The following is a 17,512-nucleotide window of genomic DNA, read 5'->3' as shown; positions in this document are numbered from 1 at the left end:
ATTGAGGAAAGTCATGATTTATGCAAATCCAAACACCGAAGATTCAATTGTCTCATTTAAGGCACGCTACGAAAATTATATTGATGGCCAATGGGTCGCCCCTGTTAAAGGTGAATACTTTATTAATCGAACCCCTGTTACTGGTGAGGTTATCTGTGAAATTCCTCGCTCCAGTAGTGATGACATTGAATTGGCTTTAGATGCCGCTCATGCCGCTAAAGAAATCTGGGCGCAAACCTCGGTCACGGAACGGTCTAATATTTTATTAAAAATAGCCGATCGAATTGAAGCCAATACCGAATTATTAGCGGTGGCAGAGACGTGGGATAATGGAAAAGCGGTTAGAGAAACGTTAGCGGCGGATATTCCTTTGGCGATGGATCATTTTCGCTATTTTGCAGGCTGTATTCGCGCTCAAGAAGGGGGTATTAGTGAAATAGATAAAAATACCGTAGCTTATCATTATCACGAGCCTCTCGGTGTTGTTGCACAAATTATTCCGTGGAACTTTCCTATTTTAATGGCCGTCTGGAAATTAGCCCCCGCGCTTGTTGCAGGCAATTGTGTTATTTTAAAACCTGCCGAACAAACCCCTGTTTCTATTTTAAAATTAATTGAAGTGATCGGTGATTTATTACCTGCGGGAGTCTTAAATGTCGTAAACGGTTATGGTGCAGAAGCGGGTCAAGCCTTAGCAACCAGCACCCGTATTGCTAAAATTGCGTTTACAGGTTCGACCCCGACAGGCTCACATATTTTAAAATGTGCCGCAGAAAACATTATTCCCTCAACTGTCGAACTCGGTGGAAAGTCCCCTAATATATTTTTTGCCGATGTCCTTGACCAAGAAGATGCCTTTGTTAATAAATGTATTGAAGGCGCGGTATTAGCTTTTTTTAATCAAGGCGAAGTCTGCACCTGTCCTTCACGATTGTTAGTACAAGAGTCTATTTATGAGGCTTTTATCGCCAAGGTTATTGAACGGTCGAAAAAAATTAAGCGTGGGAATCCATTAGATACTGAGGTCATGGTTGGTGCGCAAGCCTCAAAAGAACAATTTGATAAAATTTTAGATTATATTGAAATTGGTAAAAATGAGGGCGCAAACGTATTAATTGGCGGAGAAATTGAACCGCTTGATGATGAGTTAGGGAAGGGTTATTACATTCAGCCGACCTTAATGAAAGGCACTAATAATATGCGAATTTTTCAGGAAGAAATTTTTGGCCCCGTCGTTTCTGTGACCACATTCAAAGATGAAGCCGAAGCCTTATCCATTGCGAATGACAGTGAATTTGGCTTAGGGGCAGGATTATGGACTCGTGATATGAATCTTGCTTATCGAATGGGACGTGGATTAGAGGCGGGGCGTGTCTGGACGAATTGTTATCATCATTACCCCGCTCATGCGGCCTTTGGCGGTTATAAAAAATCAGGTATTGGCCGTGAAACGCATAAAATGATGCTGGATCATTACCAACAAACTAAAAACATTATTACCAGCTATGACATTAATCCCCTTGGATTTTTTTAAGTAATAAGCATTTAATAGCCCTTAATTTTTTGGCTACCAACCTAAGACGGGACACTATGGCGCGAGGCTTAACCTCAACTGGCCTCGTCTTAAATGGGTAGTCAATTTTTTATTCTATATGGTATTAAAATCCGCCTAGGGTGGGCTTAACTCCTCCGACCTTAAGTGATTTTTTAATTAGGATGACCTTTTTGTTTATCGTGCTAATAAACCGCCAAACCAGCCTAATGTTAAAAAAGAACAACAAAGTAGAGTCTGGGTTAATAGGATCACTAGGATTTGTTTAATGTTTAATTCAAACGTATAGCCTTCACTTAATAACTGTAACGATAAGTAAAGATTAGAAAAGGTGATAAAAAAGCCGATTACAAGGATAATAATAGCGGCTTGATAGGCTATTGATAAACTCAATTTATGCAAAAGTAAGGAACTCGTAACGCCAATTAATAATGAAATAAATAAGTTAACCGCCACCAAACCGTAGGGAAAGACCCAGCCGTGCCAATAAAAAAGGCCTTTTTCATAAGAAAATAAAGCCTTCCCCATTAATAACCCCAGCCATACCATGAATAAGCAGCTAATAACGCTTATCGCAATATTACTCCCCGCTTTTGCTAATTGCCCTTGGGTGATTAAATAAACCGTGTCTAAAGAGAAGGTCGAAAAGGTGGTTAATGAGCCTAAAAAACCCACTAATAAGGCCGCCCGATATTCTGAACTTAACGCCACTTTTTCAACCACTAAAGCCGCTGTTAATAAACCCATTAACAACGAGCCTATGATATTAACCGTAAGCGTTCCATAAGGAAATCCACGCCCCAATCCACTATAAACCCCGCTGGAAATTAAAAAGCGTAAAACGGCCCCCGATGCACCGCCTAAAGCAATGGCAAAAATCTGCCCCATTAAGGTAATTTAATAAAATGCTTACGATAATGCTTAAGTTCATTAATGGACTCAATAATATCGCCTAAAGCAATATGCTCACTTTTCTTTTTAAACTGTTTCTTCATTTCAGGTGACCAGCGTTTAGCCAGTTCTTTTAAGGTTGAGACATCTAAATTACGATAATGAAAGAATTGCTCTAATTTAGGCATTAATCGATGTAAAAATCGCCGATCCTGACAAATACTATTCCCACACATGGGGGATTTATGGCTAGAAACCCATTGCTTCAAAAATTTTAAAGTCTGCTTTTCCGCCTCTTTTGCGGTCACGGTGGAGGCTTTCACATGCTTAATTAACCCCGAATTTCCATGATGTTTTTGATTCCATTTATCCATTGCTGACAAAACCTCATCAGGTTGATAAATCGCCAAAACAGGTCCTTGTGCAAGGGTATTTAAGTGCTTATCGGTAACAATTGTTGCGATTTCAATGATCCGGTCATTATCCACATCAAGCCCCGTCATTTCTAAGTCGATCCAGATTAAATTGCTAGAATCCTGTGCCATTAAGTTATCCGTAAAAGTGATTAAAGTTGCGGTAAATTGTAGCATTGGCTAATCTGTATGGCTAATTGTTAAATTTATCCCTTATTTACTCATGAATACCTTTACTTATATCTTCTTAATCGCCCTCGTTATTTCTTACAGCATTCAATTTTGGCTCGCCTTTCGACAGAAAAACCATGTCTTAGTTCACCGTAATGAAGTTCCTGATGCCTTTAAAGATAAAGTTTCCTTGGTCGATCATCAAAAAGCCGCTGACTATACCGCTGAAAAAGGAAGACTAGGTGACTTTGATAGTATCATCGGCATTATTTTTTTATTGGTTTTAACCTTAGGCGGCGCGATTGATTTAGTCTTTAAAAGCTGGACTGATTTAGGTTTTTCACCCACGATGACAGGCTTAGGCGCAATGGCCAGTATTTTTGTGGTGATGACGCTATTAGAAATGCCCACCAGTTATTATCAAACCTTTGTCATTGAAGAAAAATACGGTTTTAATAAAAGTACCTTACCGCAATTTTTTAAAGATCAAGCGATGTCAATAGGCTTAGTTTTTGCGATTGGAATGCCGTTATTAGGCTTGATTTTATGGATTATGGAATCCATTGGTTCAACATGGTGGTTATGGGCATGGGCTTTATTAATTAGTTTCTCATTATTAATGAGCTGGTTATTTCCAACGGTGATCGCCCCTTTATTTAATAAATTCACTCCGATGGAAGAGGGGTCATTAAAAGAACGGATTCAAGGGTTATTGGGACGCTGCGGCTTTAATAGTCAAGGCATCTTTATCATGGATGGGTCAAAACGCTCAGGTCATGGAAATGCTTACTTTACGGGCATGGGAAAAAATAAGCGGATTGTCTTTTTTGATACCTTAATTGAATCCTTAGATGATGAAGAATTAGAAGCCGTATTAGCGCATGAACTTGGTCATTTTAAATGCAAACATGTGATTAAAATGTTGGTCGCTAATTCCATCACCACCTTAATTAGCTTTGCTATTTTAGGCGCGTTGATTAATCAAGCGTGGTTTTTTAATGGCTTGGGGGTTGATTATATTCCTGAGTATTCCAATGCCGCTGCCTTATTGCTCTTTACTTTAGTTTCTCCTGTTTTCACCCCCTTCATGCAACCGATTAGTGCTTATTTTCAACGTAAATTTGAATTTGAAGCCGATGATTTTGCCGCCAATAATGCAAAAGCAACAAAAATGATTAGTGGCTTGGTTAAGTTGTATCAAGAAAATGCAAGTACGTTAACACCTGATCCCCTTTATTCCGCATTTCATTACAGTCATCCCCCTGCTGCAATCCGTATTGCCCACTTAAAAGAAAAGATGACATCCTAATGGCGATTTTAGAAGGACTGGTTATTTCCCATTTGGGTCAAGGCATTGCTGTTGAATGTAATGATGAAATAATACTCTGTCAAACCCGCCGAAAACTAGAAACCGTTGCCGTGGGTGATAAGGTTTTATTAACGGCGAAAGCTAATCAACAAGGGCGCATAGATGAAATTCTACCGCGCCGTTCGTTATTAATGCGTCCTAGCCGAGGCACTAAAACACGCCCTGTTGCGGCTAATATTGATAAAGTATATGTTGTTTTTGCCCGTGAACCGCATTGTGATTTTTTATTAATTGACCAATATTTAGCCATTTGTGAAAATCGTAATATTGATGCGGTATTAGTGTTTAATAAACAAGATTTACCCGCGTCAACTGAAATTGAAGCGGAACTTAAACATTATGAAGCCCTCGGCTATCCTATACATCGGGTGAGTGCCATCAGTCAGAAAGGCATTGATGCCTTAACCGCCTCGTTGAAAAACCAAGTGAGTTTATTTGCAGGGCAATCGGGGGTTGGAAAGTCATCATTAACCAACACGTTATTACCTGAAAAAAACTTAAAGACCAATACCGTGTCAGAAATCACTAAACACGGTCGTCATACCACTACAGCGGCTACTTTGTATCATCTTCCGAATGGCGGTGATTTAATTGATAGTCCAGGGGTGGCTATTTTTGGGTTAGCGGGTTTAAATGAAGTCCAGTTAGCCCAAGGTTATCGTGAATTTCAACCCTTAATTGCACGCTGTTATTTTCATAATTGTCGGCATGTTAAAGATAAGGGCTGTGCGGTTCGAGAAGCGGTTGAAAAAAAGACCCTTTCAGCCTTTCGATATCAACGTTTTCTTAAACTACGTGAAAAAATGCCCACGGCTTGAGTGAATAATCTAAGAATACCCTGTTTTGTGTTATTTTTTTTAACAGGGATTATTTTAGTTCAACAATTAACCCATCTGCCTACATTCATCGGGGTAGGCGTGATGGGTCTTTTAACCGCTGTTTGTTATTATCAGCGCGCTATGTATTTAGTGGCGTGCTTTGTGGGGGTTATTTGGGCGATCATTTTTGCTCAGATTCAGTTATCGCAGTCCTTAACTAACGATAAAGAAGGGGTTGATCTTAACGTCGCAGGCTATATTGATAATTTACCCAAACAGGATGACCGAAAGATTCGATTTGATTTTATTGTTGATCCGCCCCAAGCGAATCTACCGAATAAATTACGCCTGAATTGGTATACCCACGATAAAAGTCTTAAAGCCGGCCAATATTGGCATTTTACCGTTAAGCTTAAACGTCCACATGGCAGTTTAAACCCCTATGGATTTGATTATGAACGGCTCTTGTTTACCTACGGTATTGGCGCAACGGGTTATGTGCGTAAACCGCCGCCTGTAGCCGAGCCTAAAAAAAATAAACGCTACACCATCGCTCATTGGCGACAGTCTATTTCAGATCAATTAGACCAACTTTTAGACGAAAATACGCAGGTCGCCTTAATTAAAGCCTTAAGTATCGGGGAACGTTCACAAATAACCGATCAACAATGGAAATTATTATCTAAAACAGGTACGAATCATTTACTGGCTATTTCAGGGTTACATATTGGGTTAGTTGCAGGAATTGTCTTTTTTTTCACCCTAAAACTATGGGTTTGGACGGGTATTTTAAACGGTTCACCTCAAACCATCGCCGCGTACAGTGCCTTACTAGCGGCCACGCTTTATGCTGCATTAGCGGGGTTTTCTATTCCAACCCAACGCGCCTTAGTCATGTCAGCGGTGGCCATGATTTTTATTGTTTATCAACGCCATATTTTGCGTTCCACCGCCTTATCTATTGCCCTATTCTTAGTCCTTATTATTGATCCCTTAGCGGTTTTATCAGGCGGTTTTTGGCTCTCCTTTTCAGCCATCACGTTGATTATTTATTGCAATAGTAAACGATTGGGGAAAACAGGATGGCTCATTTCATTTTTAAAAATTCAAGTTATCATCTCATTAGGGCTTGCCCCCTTAACGCTGATATTTTTTCAGCAAGTTTCAATTATTTCACCCCTCGCTAACTTTGTTGCCATTCCTTGGGTGAGTTTTATTATTGTTCCTTTAATTTTACTGGCTCTTTTAACCCTTATTTTTTCAGCCTCCACAGCGACGTATTTATTAAATTTTGCGGATTACAATTTAGCCGCCTTGTTTGAGTTTTTAGAGCAATTGGCTGTTTTACCCTTAGCCACCGTCAATCATTCCTTTGTGTCCTTACCCGCGATTATCTTTGTTATCATCGCCCTTTTATTGCTCTACACTCCTAAAGGGATTCCCGCGCGTCATTTGGCTTTGTTTTTTGTTTTTCCTTTTTTATTTACAAAGCAAAATACACTTAAGCACAATGAATTTCGGCTTGATTTATTAGATGTTGGCCAAGGTTTAGCCACCGTTATTCAAACAAAAAATCATTTATTAGTCTTTGATACGGGCGTTAAACTTTCAGAAAGTTTTGATATGGGAAAAATGGTAATTATCCCGTATTTACGAGGTATCGGGATTTCAGAAATTGACCGATTAATCATCAGTCACGCCGATAATGACCATAAAGGGGGAATGAAATCGTTAGTTGAAACCCTGAATGTCAAGACTATTTATAGCAGCTATGGGCTGGCTAAGGCGTGTTTATCAGGAGACCGCTGGATCTGGGATGGCATTGTTTTTAAGTTTTTATCACCGCGAGAACACCGCTTCAAATCAAAAAATAATAATTCCTGTGTTTTAAAGGTGGAATCTATTTATGGCAGTGCTTTATTAACGGGGGATATTGAAGCACAAGCTGAAAAAAGTGTCGTGAACTATGCGGCCTCAGCATTAAAAAGTGATGTCTTAATTGTCCCTCATCACGGGAGTAAAACCTCATCAACGGCTTTATTTTTAAAACACGTTGATCCCAAATGGGCTTTAATACCTGTTGGCTATAAAAATCGTTATCGTTTCCCGCACGCTAAAGCATTAAAGCGTTATCAAAACCAAGGGGTTAAGACATTTTCAACCGCTAAACGGGGGGCTTTACAGCTCACTGTCTCCGATAAAGGTCTTCACTTAAGGGCTTATCGTGATGACGTTAGTAAGTATTGGAATTTTAAATAACGCGAATTGAAAAAGGCCAACTTCCTGTTAGCCCTTCCGATTTAAAAATTTTAAATTAAAGCTGGGTAACTTCTTGTTGTAATTGTTCTACTAATTGTGGAGCGGAGGCTTTTCCTTCCTTAAAAAGACGCACAAACTTTTGTTGGGTCATTTTATAAAAAGCCGTTTTTTGGGTTTCTTGAACTGCTAATAAACTTGCCATGGCGGCCAAATGTTCGCCTTCGCCTTTCGACATATTGGCACTTAGGTTCATCCAATTGATACGAGCAAATTCGATTGCTTTTTGTGTGTTTGAACTCGACGGCGATGAATCTTTAGAAATGTTCGTTGATGAGCCAGACGTTGAATCGGTCACATTGGTAAATGTTTGAGTACTGGCTGCAACCGTATCCGTCAGTGATGAACAACCTGATAAGACGAGACTTGTCATTATAATAACAAGCGTCCACTGTCGATAATAATTTTTCATACCTGTTCCATAAAATAAAAAAAAGAAAATTGTTTTAGCTATTTTAATGACCCTCGCGTCAAAATGGCAACTAATTTTCTATTAGGTCTGGGTATTTTAATTCAAACAAAATTTTCGTGACGTTAAAGAGCCGTCTTTCTGACGACTCTTTCATTTAATTACTCGCGATAACTCAGTGTTGCATAAATATTACGTTCTTGATAACGTGAGGCATTCTATTTTTTCGGGAAAAATTGACGTTCACAGCCCTGTTCTCATTCCTTAATTTAAAAGGACAGAACGTTTCATTTATGCGCTAAATGTGTGCATTCGTCTCAATTTGTAATATTATAACGACAGTACCTCATTAAATAATGTCGGATCCACTATTCTTAAATATGAAGTTTTGTTATGCCAAAAAAATTTATAAAAAAATACTTACCTAATCCTGAAACCTTAAAAAAACATAAAAACCTTCAGTTTTTGGGTGATCGACTGCACGATCCCAATCTTTGGCATTTAAATCGCCGCTCTATTTCAATGGCATTTGCAGTTGGCTTGTTTTGTGCGTGGATACCGACACCAGGACAAATGGCTATTGCAGCCGTGGGTGCCTTTTATTTTCGGGCGAACCTACCCATTTCAGTGGCGTTAGTGTGGTTAACAAATCCTTTAACCATGCCCCCTATGTTTTATTTTGCTTATTTTATTGGATTAAAATTATTAGCTCAACCCTCGCCCAGTAGCGACTTTGAATTTTCGGTTGAAAGTGTTTTGTCGGGGTTAGGCGATATATGGCAACCCTTTTTCTTAGGCTGTTTTGTTTTAGGCATTATTTCATCGCTTATTGGCTATTTGGGGATCCGAGGAATTTGGCGTTATTCAGTTGCCAAACAATGGAAGTTACGACAAAAAAGATAAATAAATTTTTGGATATAAATCAGAGACGCATGTTCTGCATCTCTGAATTTTTCGTTAAAAAAATTAGGCGATCTTGTCACCAAGACGTAAATTATTCCAAATAGCTTCTACGGGTTTTGCCTTATTCATCGTATAAAAATGTAATCCTGGCGCGCCATTGTCCAGTAAACGTTGACATAATCTAGAAACAACATCTTCACCAAAAGCACAAATAGAGTCACTATCATCACCAAACTGTTCTAAGCGTTTACGCATCCAGCGGGGAATATCGGCGCCACACATATCTGAGAATCGAAATAATTGTGAATAATTTGTAATCGGCATAATGCCTGGAACAATCGGAATATCAATGTTATTTTTTTCACATTCATCCAAAAAATAAAAATAGCTGTCCGCATTATAAAAATATTGAGTAATAACAGCATCCGCGCCTGCATCAACTTTACGTTTAAAATTTTCAAAATCATCTTTAGAGTTCTTGGCTTGAGGATGAATTTCAGGGTAGGCTGCGACATGAATTTGAAAGAAATCACCTGTTTCTGCACGAATAAATTCGACCAATTCATTCGCATAACGGAATTGACCTGCCGACATCATTCCCGAAGGTAAATCGCCACGTAACGCAACAATTTTTGAAACCTTGTTATTTTTATAATCATTTAATATTTCAGCAATATTTTCTTTTGTCGAGGCAACACAGGATAAATGAGGTGCGGCTGAAACGCCACTTTGTTGAATCTTAATCACAGTGTCATAGGTTTTATCCCGCGTTGAACCGCCTGCACCAAACGTCACTGAGAAAAAATCAGGATTGAGTTTATTAAGTCTTTTCTGAACTCTTTCTAGGTTGTTAGCTCCTTCATCTGTTTTAGGGGGGAAAAATTCAAAACTGAACAGAGACACGGTATTTTTAGATGATGACATAATTTAGAGTAAAAGTTATTTTTAATAGCGTGAAAATAAAGATCTTCATATAAAAGCTAGAATATAACTAGCGACATTAAAAATATGAAGAGGAGTAAATAGTAATGATTGGGGTCTTTAAAGAAGACAGCATTCATTGCAATCAACTTAAGACGGAATAAAAATGGGTAGAAACACTATGATTCACATCTCAAGGTCGTATAATATAAGACTTAATGTTAGTCCATGAATAGCAATACTTCGGACAGTTTTAAAAAAGATAGCTGTCTTAATTCTATAAGGCATTGATTTTAAAGAATTTTGTATTTGCGAGATGTATTGGTAAATTCTTTTTAAATCAATGGGTTACAAGAACTGTCCGAACTATTGTGAATAGGACAGATTGCTTTTCTATAGTTACTTGTAATAATTATGCACTATTATCCTATTTTAAGTTAGTTGCAGGCTACCAACTTAAGACGGGACAAAATAAAGAACTAACTGCGATATTCTTGTATCATAGGTTAATGACTAAAAAAACAGAACAACACAGAAAATACGCGCAGCTAGTCACGCAATTATCGCTGAAATTACAACAACAGGCAAGCAAACTGTTCGTAACTTAGCTTCAATTGTTGGTCGCTCAAAAAGCAGTGTGCATCGTCATCGTCAAGCGCAAACAAAGCGAAATCGACATCCTGAATCATCATTATGGGAAACCGAGGCAGGTAGTTCTTGGCAAAGATTAATGGTGTTTTCCGCCTTGTATGTCTTTGGATTAAAGGCAGGCGTAGGTGCAGAGACTTTATCGCTGTTTTTTAAAATGATACGGATTGACACCCATGTGGGCGTATCACCCGACGCACTGCGGACTCAAATCAATAAAATGGAAGTCTTATTGCCGCAGTTTCAGCAAGAATGCGAAAAAAGTGTGAAAAAACAAACACGTAAAGTTGTTGCTGGGCTGGATGAGACTTTTTTCGGCAACTTTATGATTTTAGTTTTAATGGACTTACGTTCTGGCTATCTTTTGTTGGAAGATATTAGCGATGATAGGTGCTACGATACTTGGTATAAAAAGGTTTCGCCACGATTAGAATCATTAGGCATTGAGGTTAATCATGCGATTAGTGATCGCGCTAAGGCGTTGATAAAAATGGCAGTGACGGGGTTTAAGTGCGAATCGGGGGCAGATATTTTTCATGCTCAACAAGATATGAGTCGCTGGTTAGGCGCGAAAATCGGCAGGCGTGCAGCAAGGGCTGAAAAACAGCGGCAAGCAGCGCAAACCGCAGAGTCTACTGTTTCTAAAACGGCAACGATGCAGAAAATTATTGGACTTAAAACAACACGGATAACGGCTGAAAAAGAGCTTGAAGAAGCCAAAAAAATACAAACAGATTATCACGAAAACTTACAAGGGATTGCGGATGAAGTTCATCCTTTTTCACTCAATGATAGTCGTAGAAACGATGCGGAACAGGTTGAGAAGTTGCTAGAGTTAAGAGCGCGAGCCTTTGAAAAAATAGCGGAAAAACAAGGGATTAACGATCATAAAGGCGTGATGAAAAAGTTTCGTAATCAAATAAAACCGTTAGCGGTATCCATCAGTTTTTGGTGGCTTTGGGTACGCGAAACCTTGCAAAATTTGGGGCTTGATGCGGATACCGAATATTGGTTGACCACAACATTATTACCCGTTGTTTATTGGCATCAGAAAATGGAACAAACTAAAAGCCGCAGGTCAAAGGAAAACTATCGAAAAGCTTGGGAAACCGCGTCTGATAAGCTCAAATCAGACCCATTTAGTGCAAAGTTATCAATCAGTGAAATGCAGCGATGGCTAACATTGGCGGAGCATATGGCAAGGCAGTTTCAACGCAGTTCATCTGCGGTGGAAGGGCGAAATGGCTGTTTATCGCAAATGTATCGCAATGGGCGAGGTTTGAATAAAAAGCGATTAAACGCGTTGACGGTCATTCATAACTACGGAATCAAACGTGAGGATGGCACAACCGCCGCCATGCGTTTATTTGATACCGAGTTTCCAGACTTGTTTTCATGGCTACTGAATGAAATGGGCGAGTTACCGCTTCCTAGAAATAGTCGAAAGCGTGTGTTTTCTAACCCTTTGAAATTGCTGGATGTCCCGTCTTAAATTGGTAGCCTAGTTGCACAATATAAATAATATTAATAATAGACTTGTTCTTCTAAATAAAATATATTAAAATCAATTGCTTATATATACTTGATAACATTCACAATCAGTTGATACAGCCTAATAAATAAACTTTAAATTAAATTATTAAAAATAATAAATAAGCTTTATAATAAATTTCTATAAAAAATAAAAATCAAAGTATAACATGAAAATAAAAGAAATTTTACCAAGAATTTATGATGATAGACAGTTAAGAGCTTTAACAGGATTAAAAACAGAACATTTTATTTTACTATTATCTCTATTTGAAAAGACCCTTATTGAAGATCAAAAAGAAAAACATGAAAATAAAGAAAGAAAATACGGTAGTGGTTTAGATAGCACATTAAAAACACCCGCAGACAAATTATTATTTATATTAAATTATATGAAGTGTTATTCTACTTTCGATCACTTAGGGTTTTCTTTTAATATGAATAAATCATGCGCTCATACTCATGTATACAAATTATTTCCAATTTTAATAAAGACGTTAGATATATTTAATGTTTTACCTGCAACAAGTTTTTCAACCCCTGAAGAAATGCAGCAGGCTTTTGGCGGAGTTCAAACATTGATAATAGATGCTACAGAGCGTGCTGTACAACGCCCTAGTGACTATGAAGAACAAAATGAATTTTACAGTGGTAAAAAAAACAGCATACAATTAAAAATACCACTATAGCTTCTTTAGGTCATTTAATTTTATATATTGGGGTTAGTTTTCCGGGTAAAAATCATGATTATGGAATGTTTAAAAAGAATTTAATCCAGAATTAAATTGGTTTAGTAATTTTAATATATTTATTGATTTAGGTTATTTGGGGTTTAATAATGAATATAAAACTAATTCGGTAAATATTCCTCATAAAAAACCAAATAAATCTAAGCATAATCCAAACCCAACATTAACTGAAAAACAAAAAAAAGAAAACAAAGAGATGAGTCGTGAAAGAGTCATTGTTGAGCATGTAATCGGTGGAATGAAAAGATATAGATGTCTAGTTGACAAGTTTAGAAATAAAAAAAGAAGGTGTAAAAGATTTATTTTCTTTTTTTAGCGGCTATCCTATGGAATTTTAACATGATATATTAACTTCTTCTTAAAGAACAAGTCTATTAAAATTATTAACGTAAGATGAGGTGTAATGATCTATTATATATAGGTTACCCCTTCTAAATCATTAAAAATAAATTGTACTTACTTGTTATATTTATTAAGTAAGCTTATGATTATAAAGAAATATGCGAGTGAATAATGACAACAACTAATAAACAATCAGATACTCAAAATATTCGTCGAGAATATAACCAATGGGTTGCTGATGAAACCTTAGAAGATTACTCGCTACGTTACACCCCAAAATCATTTCGTCAATGGCCTGAACTTTTAATTGCTAACACAGCAATAGGCAGTATTTCATTTTTAGTGTTAGAAGCTATTGGGGCATCCATTGCACTGAGTTATGGATTTAGTACCGCTTTTTGGGCAATTTTAATTTCTTCGATCATTATTTTTCTGACGGCTATTCCGATTAGCTATTATGCAGCACGTTATAATCTTTCTCTTGATTTAATAACTAGAAGTGCGGGTTTTGGCTATTTCGGTTCAACCATAACCTCGCTTATTTATGCAAGTTTTAGTTTTATATTTTTTGCACTTGAAGCCGCTATTATGGCTGAGGTGTTAGAACTCTATTTTGGTTTACCCTTGGTTTGGGGTTATCTTGTCTGTTCCATAGTCATTATTCCGCTGGTTTTTTATGGCATTACCTTTATTAATCAATTACAGTTATGGACACAACCAATATGGATTGTAATGATGGTAGTACCTATTGTTGCAGTAATAATGAAAGAAGGTCATGCGTTGGAAGCCTTTACCTTTTTCTCAGGAGTTAAATCTAAAACCCATGAATTTAGTTTTTATTACTTGGGCTTTGCAATCAGTATATCTCTGGCTTTAATTGCTCAAATTGGCGAGCAAGTTGATTATTTACGTTTTATGCCGCCGTTACAGAAAAATAATCGGTTTAAATGGTGGTTTTCAGTCTTCATAGCGGGACCAGGATGGATTATTTTAGGCTTTATAAGACAAATGGTGGGGGTTTTCTTAGCTATCCTTGTTTTTATCCTGAGTTTATCAGCTTATGAGGCTAAAAGTCCTGTCCAAATGTATTATACCGCTTACCAATATGTATTTGATAATACAGAATTTGCCCTCATAGCGGTCACTATCTTCGTTATTATTTCGCAAATAAAAATTAATGTGACTAATGCTTATACGGGTTCAATTGCTTGGTCTAACTTTTTTGCGCGATTAACCTATTCTCACCAAGGACGAGTGGTCTGGATGGTTTTTAATATTGGTGTTGCGCTATTATTAATGGAATTAGGAATTTTTAAGGCGTTAGAAAAAGTATTAGGACTTTATTCTAATGTTGCCATCGCATGGATTGCCGCTATTGTGGCGGATTTAGTGATTAATAAACCATTCGGTTTAAGCCCCAAGATTGTAGAATTTAAACGCGCTTACTTGTTTAATATTAATCCTGTAGGGATGGGGAGTATGGGAATTGCTTCAGTTGTTTCTATTTTAGCCTTTATGGGAGTTTTGGGTGATTGGCCACAAAGTTATTCAGCTGTTATTGCGTTGATTTTAGCCTTTATATTATCTCCTTTAATTGCATGGATTACGGAGGGGAAATATTATATTGCGCGTAAGAATGATTTTCAAGGAAGTCATGAAACTCATAAGCATTGTGGAACTTGTCGTTCAGATTATGAAATAGAAGATATGGCTTATTGTCCTCATCATAACGCTAATATTTGTTCCTTATGTTGTTCATTAGATGCCCATTGTCATGATAGCTGTAAAGAAGAAATTGTACGTACCTATCAGCAAAATTTAGCGGCTTTTCTTCAACGTTGTACAGGGGGGAAATGTTCACCTGCGATAATTTTAAAAATTTTTAAGTTTATAGCTATTTTATCACTGCTGTTTTTTATTATTGGGGTTATTTCATGGTTAGTGTTTTCAATTCAGACTGAAAATATGTCTGAAGAGATTATCGCTGTATTAGCAAGATCTTTTATCTTATTACTCTCTATTTTGGGTATTTTAATGACAGTGATTATTTGGTGGATATTATTGTTAAAAGAAAGAACTAATGAGGTGGAAAATGATCTGGAAAAACAAAATAAAAAATTAGAGCATGAAATTACAATCCGTAGTATTGCTGAACAAAAGGCGAATGAGGCAACCCGTACTAAATCGGAATTTTTAGCGAATATGAGCCATGAGATTAGAACCCCCATGAATGGTATTATTGGCATGAGTCATTTGGCTTTGTTGACTTCATTAGATGATAAACAAAAAAATTATCTTCAAAAAATAGATGATTCAGCTAAATCTTTATTAGGTATTATTAATGATATTTTGGATTTCTCTAAAATTGAAGCGGGTAAATTAACCATCGAAAAAATAGAGTTTGATTTATTTAAAACTATTGATGGGGTTATTGATTTAATCGAATTTAAAGCCCATGAAAAAAACCTTGAGTTAGTGGTTAGTTATGATGTAAATATGGGTAAGAATTTTTATGGGGATAGTTTAAGAATTAGTCAAATACTGACTAATTTAATGAGTAATGCGGTTAAATTTACGGGATCAGGTGAGGTTGGAATTTATATTAAAAAAATAACAAGCTCTACTTCATCTGATTTTATTCAATTTGAAGTGAAAGATACGGGGATTGGATTAAGTCCCAAACAACAAGAAAAATTATTTAAGTCATTTTCTCAAGCGGATGGAAGTACTACTCGAAAATATGGAGGTACAGGACTTGGGTTGACTATTTGCAAACAGTTAGTTGAACTCATGGAAGGTAAAATATGGGTTGAATCAGAATTAGGAAAAGGAAGCTCTTTTATTTTTGAAATAGAATTAACTCAGAAAAAAGAATCACTTAAAGAGATTACATTTTTTAATGATAAACATATTTTAGTGGTTGATGATAGTGAAAGTTGGCAACAAATATTGAATACATTATTACAAAGTTTTGGTTTTTCGGTTGATTTTGTTTCAGGGGGGCGACAAGCCTTAGAAAAACTCCATAAATTAAGTAATAAATACTATGATATTATCTTAATGGACTGGAATATGCCGCATTTAGATGGGATAGAAACAACTCGAAAAATTAACGAATTCTGTCAAGAAGAAAGTACAGCAACGATTATTATGATTAGTGCTTTTAAACAGCAAAGTATTATTACTTCCGCTAAAGAGGTGGGTATTGATGTTTTTTTACAAAAACCCATTAATCCTTCGATTTTAAATAATGTATTAACCGATATTTTATTAGGTGAGAAAACAAGCTCTTTTTCTGAACAAACCGCTAGCGCTAGTAGTGGTTTAAAAAATGATATTGAAGTCTTACAGGGCAGTAAAATTCTTTTAGCTGAAGATAATTTGATTAATCAAGAAATTATTATTGGATTATTAGAAAATAGTGGCATTAAAATAGATATTGCAAACAATGGTCAAGAAGCTATTTCATATTTTGAAGGGAATCAATATGATTTAATTTTGATGGATTTACAAATGCCAGTTATGGATGGTTATAAGGCAACAAAAATAATAAGAAATCAAAATAAAGACATACCTGTGATCGCATTAACTGCCAATGCCATGCGTGAAGATATTGAAAAAACACAGGCGATTGGGATGAATGAACATTTAAATAAACCTGTTGATGTTGAAAAGCTTTATAAGACTTTATTAAAATATATTTCTAAGAAAAATAGAGTCAGCGAACAGCTAGTTAATAAAGAAAAAGAAGTGATTAAATCAAAAAATAAGGACGGTTTTATTAACTTAGATATGAAAACTGGGCTGTTCTATTTTGCTAATAATAAAAAATTATATTTTAAAATTTTAATTAACTTTGCTCAGGAGTATAAAAATTTAAACTTAGATAATTTATCAGATGATGAGTTTAAAAGGGCGACTCATACGATAAAAGGTCTCAGTGCTAGTATTGGTGCAACAGCATTATCGGCTATTACTATTGAATTAGATCAAAGTCAAGATAAAGCCTTATTACCCCAGTTTTATAACGTACTTAAGGCGGTGATTAATGAAATAAATAAAAATGTACCCTCGCTTAATCCATAATAATTAAAAAGGATATTTTATGATGTATCGTTTATTTATTTTAATTCTATTTATCCCCGCACTTTGTTTGGCCGAGGATGAACTGGAAGAGCCAATGCCCCTTCCTGAATTACCTGAAATGCCCATGCCTGTTGAAGATAACGAGGTTATGGAACCTGATATTACAATTATTCGTCGCGATAATAAAACGATTCAAGAGTTTCGTAAGAATGGCGAGTTATACATGGTAAAAATCGTTCCTGATGTTGGCCCTCCTTATTATTTAATTGATACTGATGGGGATGGTAATATGGATGTCCGTGGTAATGATTTAGATCGTAATCTAAACGTCAATCAATGGAAATTATTGGAATGGGATTGATTTTAGTGACTGAGTGCAGTGTCATTTTAGACT

14 protein-coding genes are annotated in these 17,512 nt (G+C 36.5%); 10 read left to right on the top strand and 4 right to left on the bottom strand.

Features of this window, described 5'->3' with window-relative positions:
- The first annotated feature begins 13 nt into the window (after positions 1-13).
- Positions 14-1,534, top strand: a complete 1,521-nt coding sequence (locus tag Q9M50_08725; protein ID MDQ7090714.1) for an aldehyde dehydrogenase family protein — start codon at positions 14-16, stop codon at positions 1,532-1,534.
- 195 nt (positions 1,535-1,729) lie between these two features.
- On the opposite strand, the gene crcB is transcribed toward Q9M50_08725, so the two are convergent.
- Both crcB and orn read right to left on the bottom strand, forming a co-directional pair.
- Complete coding sequence (gene crcB, locus Q9M50_08720; protein ID MDQ7090713.1) at positions 1,730-2,440, bottom strand: fluoride efflux transporter CrcB; 711 nt, start codon at positions 2,438-2,440, stop codon at positions 1,730-1,732.
- On the bottom strand, positions 2,440-2,988 hold the full coding sequence (orn, locus tag Q9M50_08715; GenBank protein ID MDQ7090712.1) for an oligoribonuclease: 549 nt from the start codon (positions 2,986-2,988) through the stop codon (positions 2,440-2,442). The genes crcB and orn overlap by 1 nt, the downstream gene beginning before the upstream one ends.
- Positions 2,989-3,079: 91 nt before the next feature.
- Between orn and Q9M50_08710 the strand changes: the two genes are divergently transcribed.
- From Q9M50_08710 to Q9M50_08700, 3 genes are read left to right on the top strand one after another with little or no spacing between them, the layout of a single operon-like run.
- Positions 3,080-4,336, top strand: coding sequence for a M48 family metallopeptidase (locus Q9M50_08710; protein ID MDQ7090711.1), 1,257 nt, complete (start codon positions 3,080-3,082; stop codon positions 4,334-4,336).
- Positions 4,336-5,214, top strand: coding sequence for a ribosome small subunit-dependent GTPase A (gene rsgA / locus Q9M50_08705; GenBank protein ID MDQ7090710.1), 879 nt, complete (start codon positions 4,336-4,338; stop codon positions 5,212-5,214). Before Q9M50_08710 ends, rsgA begins: the two co-directional genes overlap by 1 nt.
- Positions 5,215-5,241: 27 nt before the next feature.
- Entirely contained in the window at positions 5,242-7,473 is a 2,232-nt protein-coding gene (locus tag Q9M50_08700; protein ID MDQ7090709.1) for a DNA internalization-related competence protein ComEC/Rec2, read from the top strand.
- Between the two features lie 55 nt (positions 7,474-7,528).
- Here the strand turns inward: Q9M50_08700 and Q9M50_08695 are convergent, their stop codons facing one another.
- Positions 7,529-7,903, bottom strand: coding sequence for a DUF3015 family protein (locus tag Q9M50_08695; GenBank protein ID MDQ7090708.1), 375 nt, complete (start codon positions 7,901-7,903; stop codon positions 7,529-7,531).
- A 429-nt stretch (positions 7,904-8,332) separates the two neighbouring features.
- On the opposite strand from Q9M50_08695, the gene Q9M50_08690 reads away from it, so the two are divergent.
- Entirely contained in the window at positions 8,333-8,842 is a 510-nt protein-coding gene (locus tag Q9M50_08690) for a DUF2062 domain-containing protein (protein ID MDQ7090707.1), read from the top strand.
- 63 nt (positions 8,843-8,905) lie between these two features.
- Here Q9M50_08690 and metF read toward each other — a convergent pair whose 3' ends face one another.
- Positions 8,906-9,766 carry a methylenetetrahydrofolate reductase [NAD(P)H] gene (gene metF, locus Q9M50_08685; protein MDQ7090706.1) on the bottom strand — a complete coding sequence of 287 codons (861 nt, stop codon included), beginning with the start codon at positions 9,764-9,766 and terminating at the stop codon, positions 8,906-8,908.
- A gap of 634 nt (positions 9,767-10,400) precedes the next feature.
- On the opposite strand from metF, the gene Q9M50_08680 reads away from it, so the two are divergent.
- The 5 genes from Q9M50_08680 (at position 10,401) to Q9M50_08660 (ending at position 17,479) form a co-directional block, all read left to right on the top strand.
- Entirely contained in the window at positions 10,401-11,903 is a 1,503-nt protein-coding gene (locus Q9M50_08680) for a DUF6399 domain-containing protein (protein MDQ7090705.1), read from the top strand.
- Positions 11,904-12,111: 208 nt separating this feature from the next.
- A complete protein-coding gene (locus Q9M50_08675; protein ID MDQ7090704.1) occupies positions 12,112-12,630 on the top strand; it encodes a transposase family protein in 519 nt (172 codons plus the stop codon).
- Positions 12,631-12,766: 136 nt separating this feature from the next.
- A complete protein-coding gene (locus Q9M50_08670; protein ID MDQ7090703.1) occupies positions 12,767-13,006 on the top strand; it encodes a transposase family protein in 240 nt (79 codons plus the stop codon).
- 197 nt (positions 13,007-13,203) lie between these two features.
- Positions 13,204-17,118: a response regulator gene (locus tag Q9M50_08665; GenBank protein ID MDQ7090702.1), complete on the top strand. Its 3,915-nt coding sequence runs from the start codon at positions 13,204-13,206 to the stop codon at positions 17,116-17,118.
- Positions 17,119-17,140: 22 nt separating this feature from the next.
- Complete coding sequence (locus tag Q9M50_08660) at positions 17,141-17,479, top strand: DUF2782 domain-containing protein (protein ID MDQ7090701.1); 339 nt, start codon at positions 17,141-17,143, stop codon at positions 17,477-17,479.
- Positions 17,480-17,512 lie beyond the last annotated feature (33 nt).

This window comes from Methylococcales bacterium (assembly GCA_030949405.1).
Lineage (GTDB): Bacteria > Pseudomonadota > Gammaproteobacteria > Methylococcales > Methylomonadaceae > WTBX01.
Note: the sequence above shows the minus strand (reverse complement) of the source record. Positions and strands in the feature narration are given on the sequence as shown.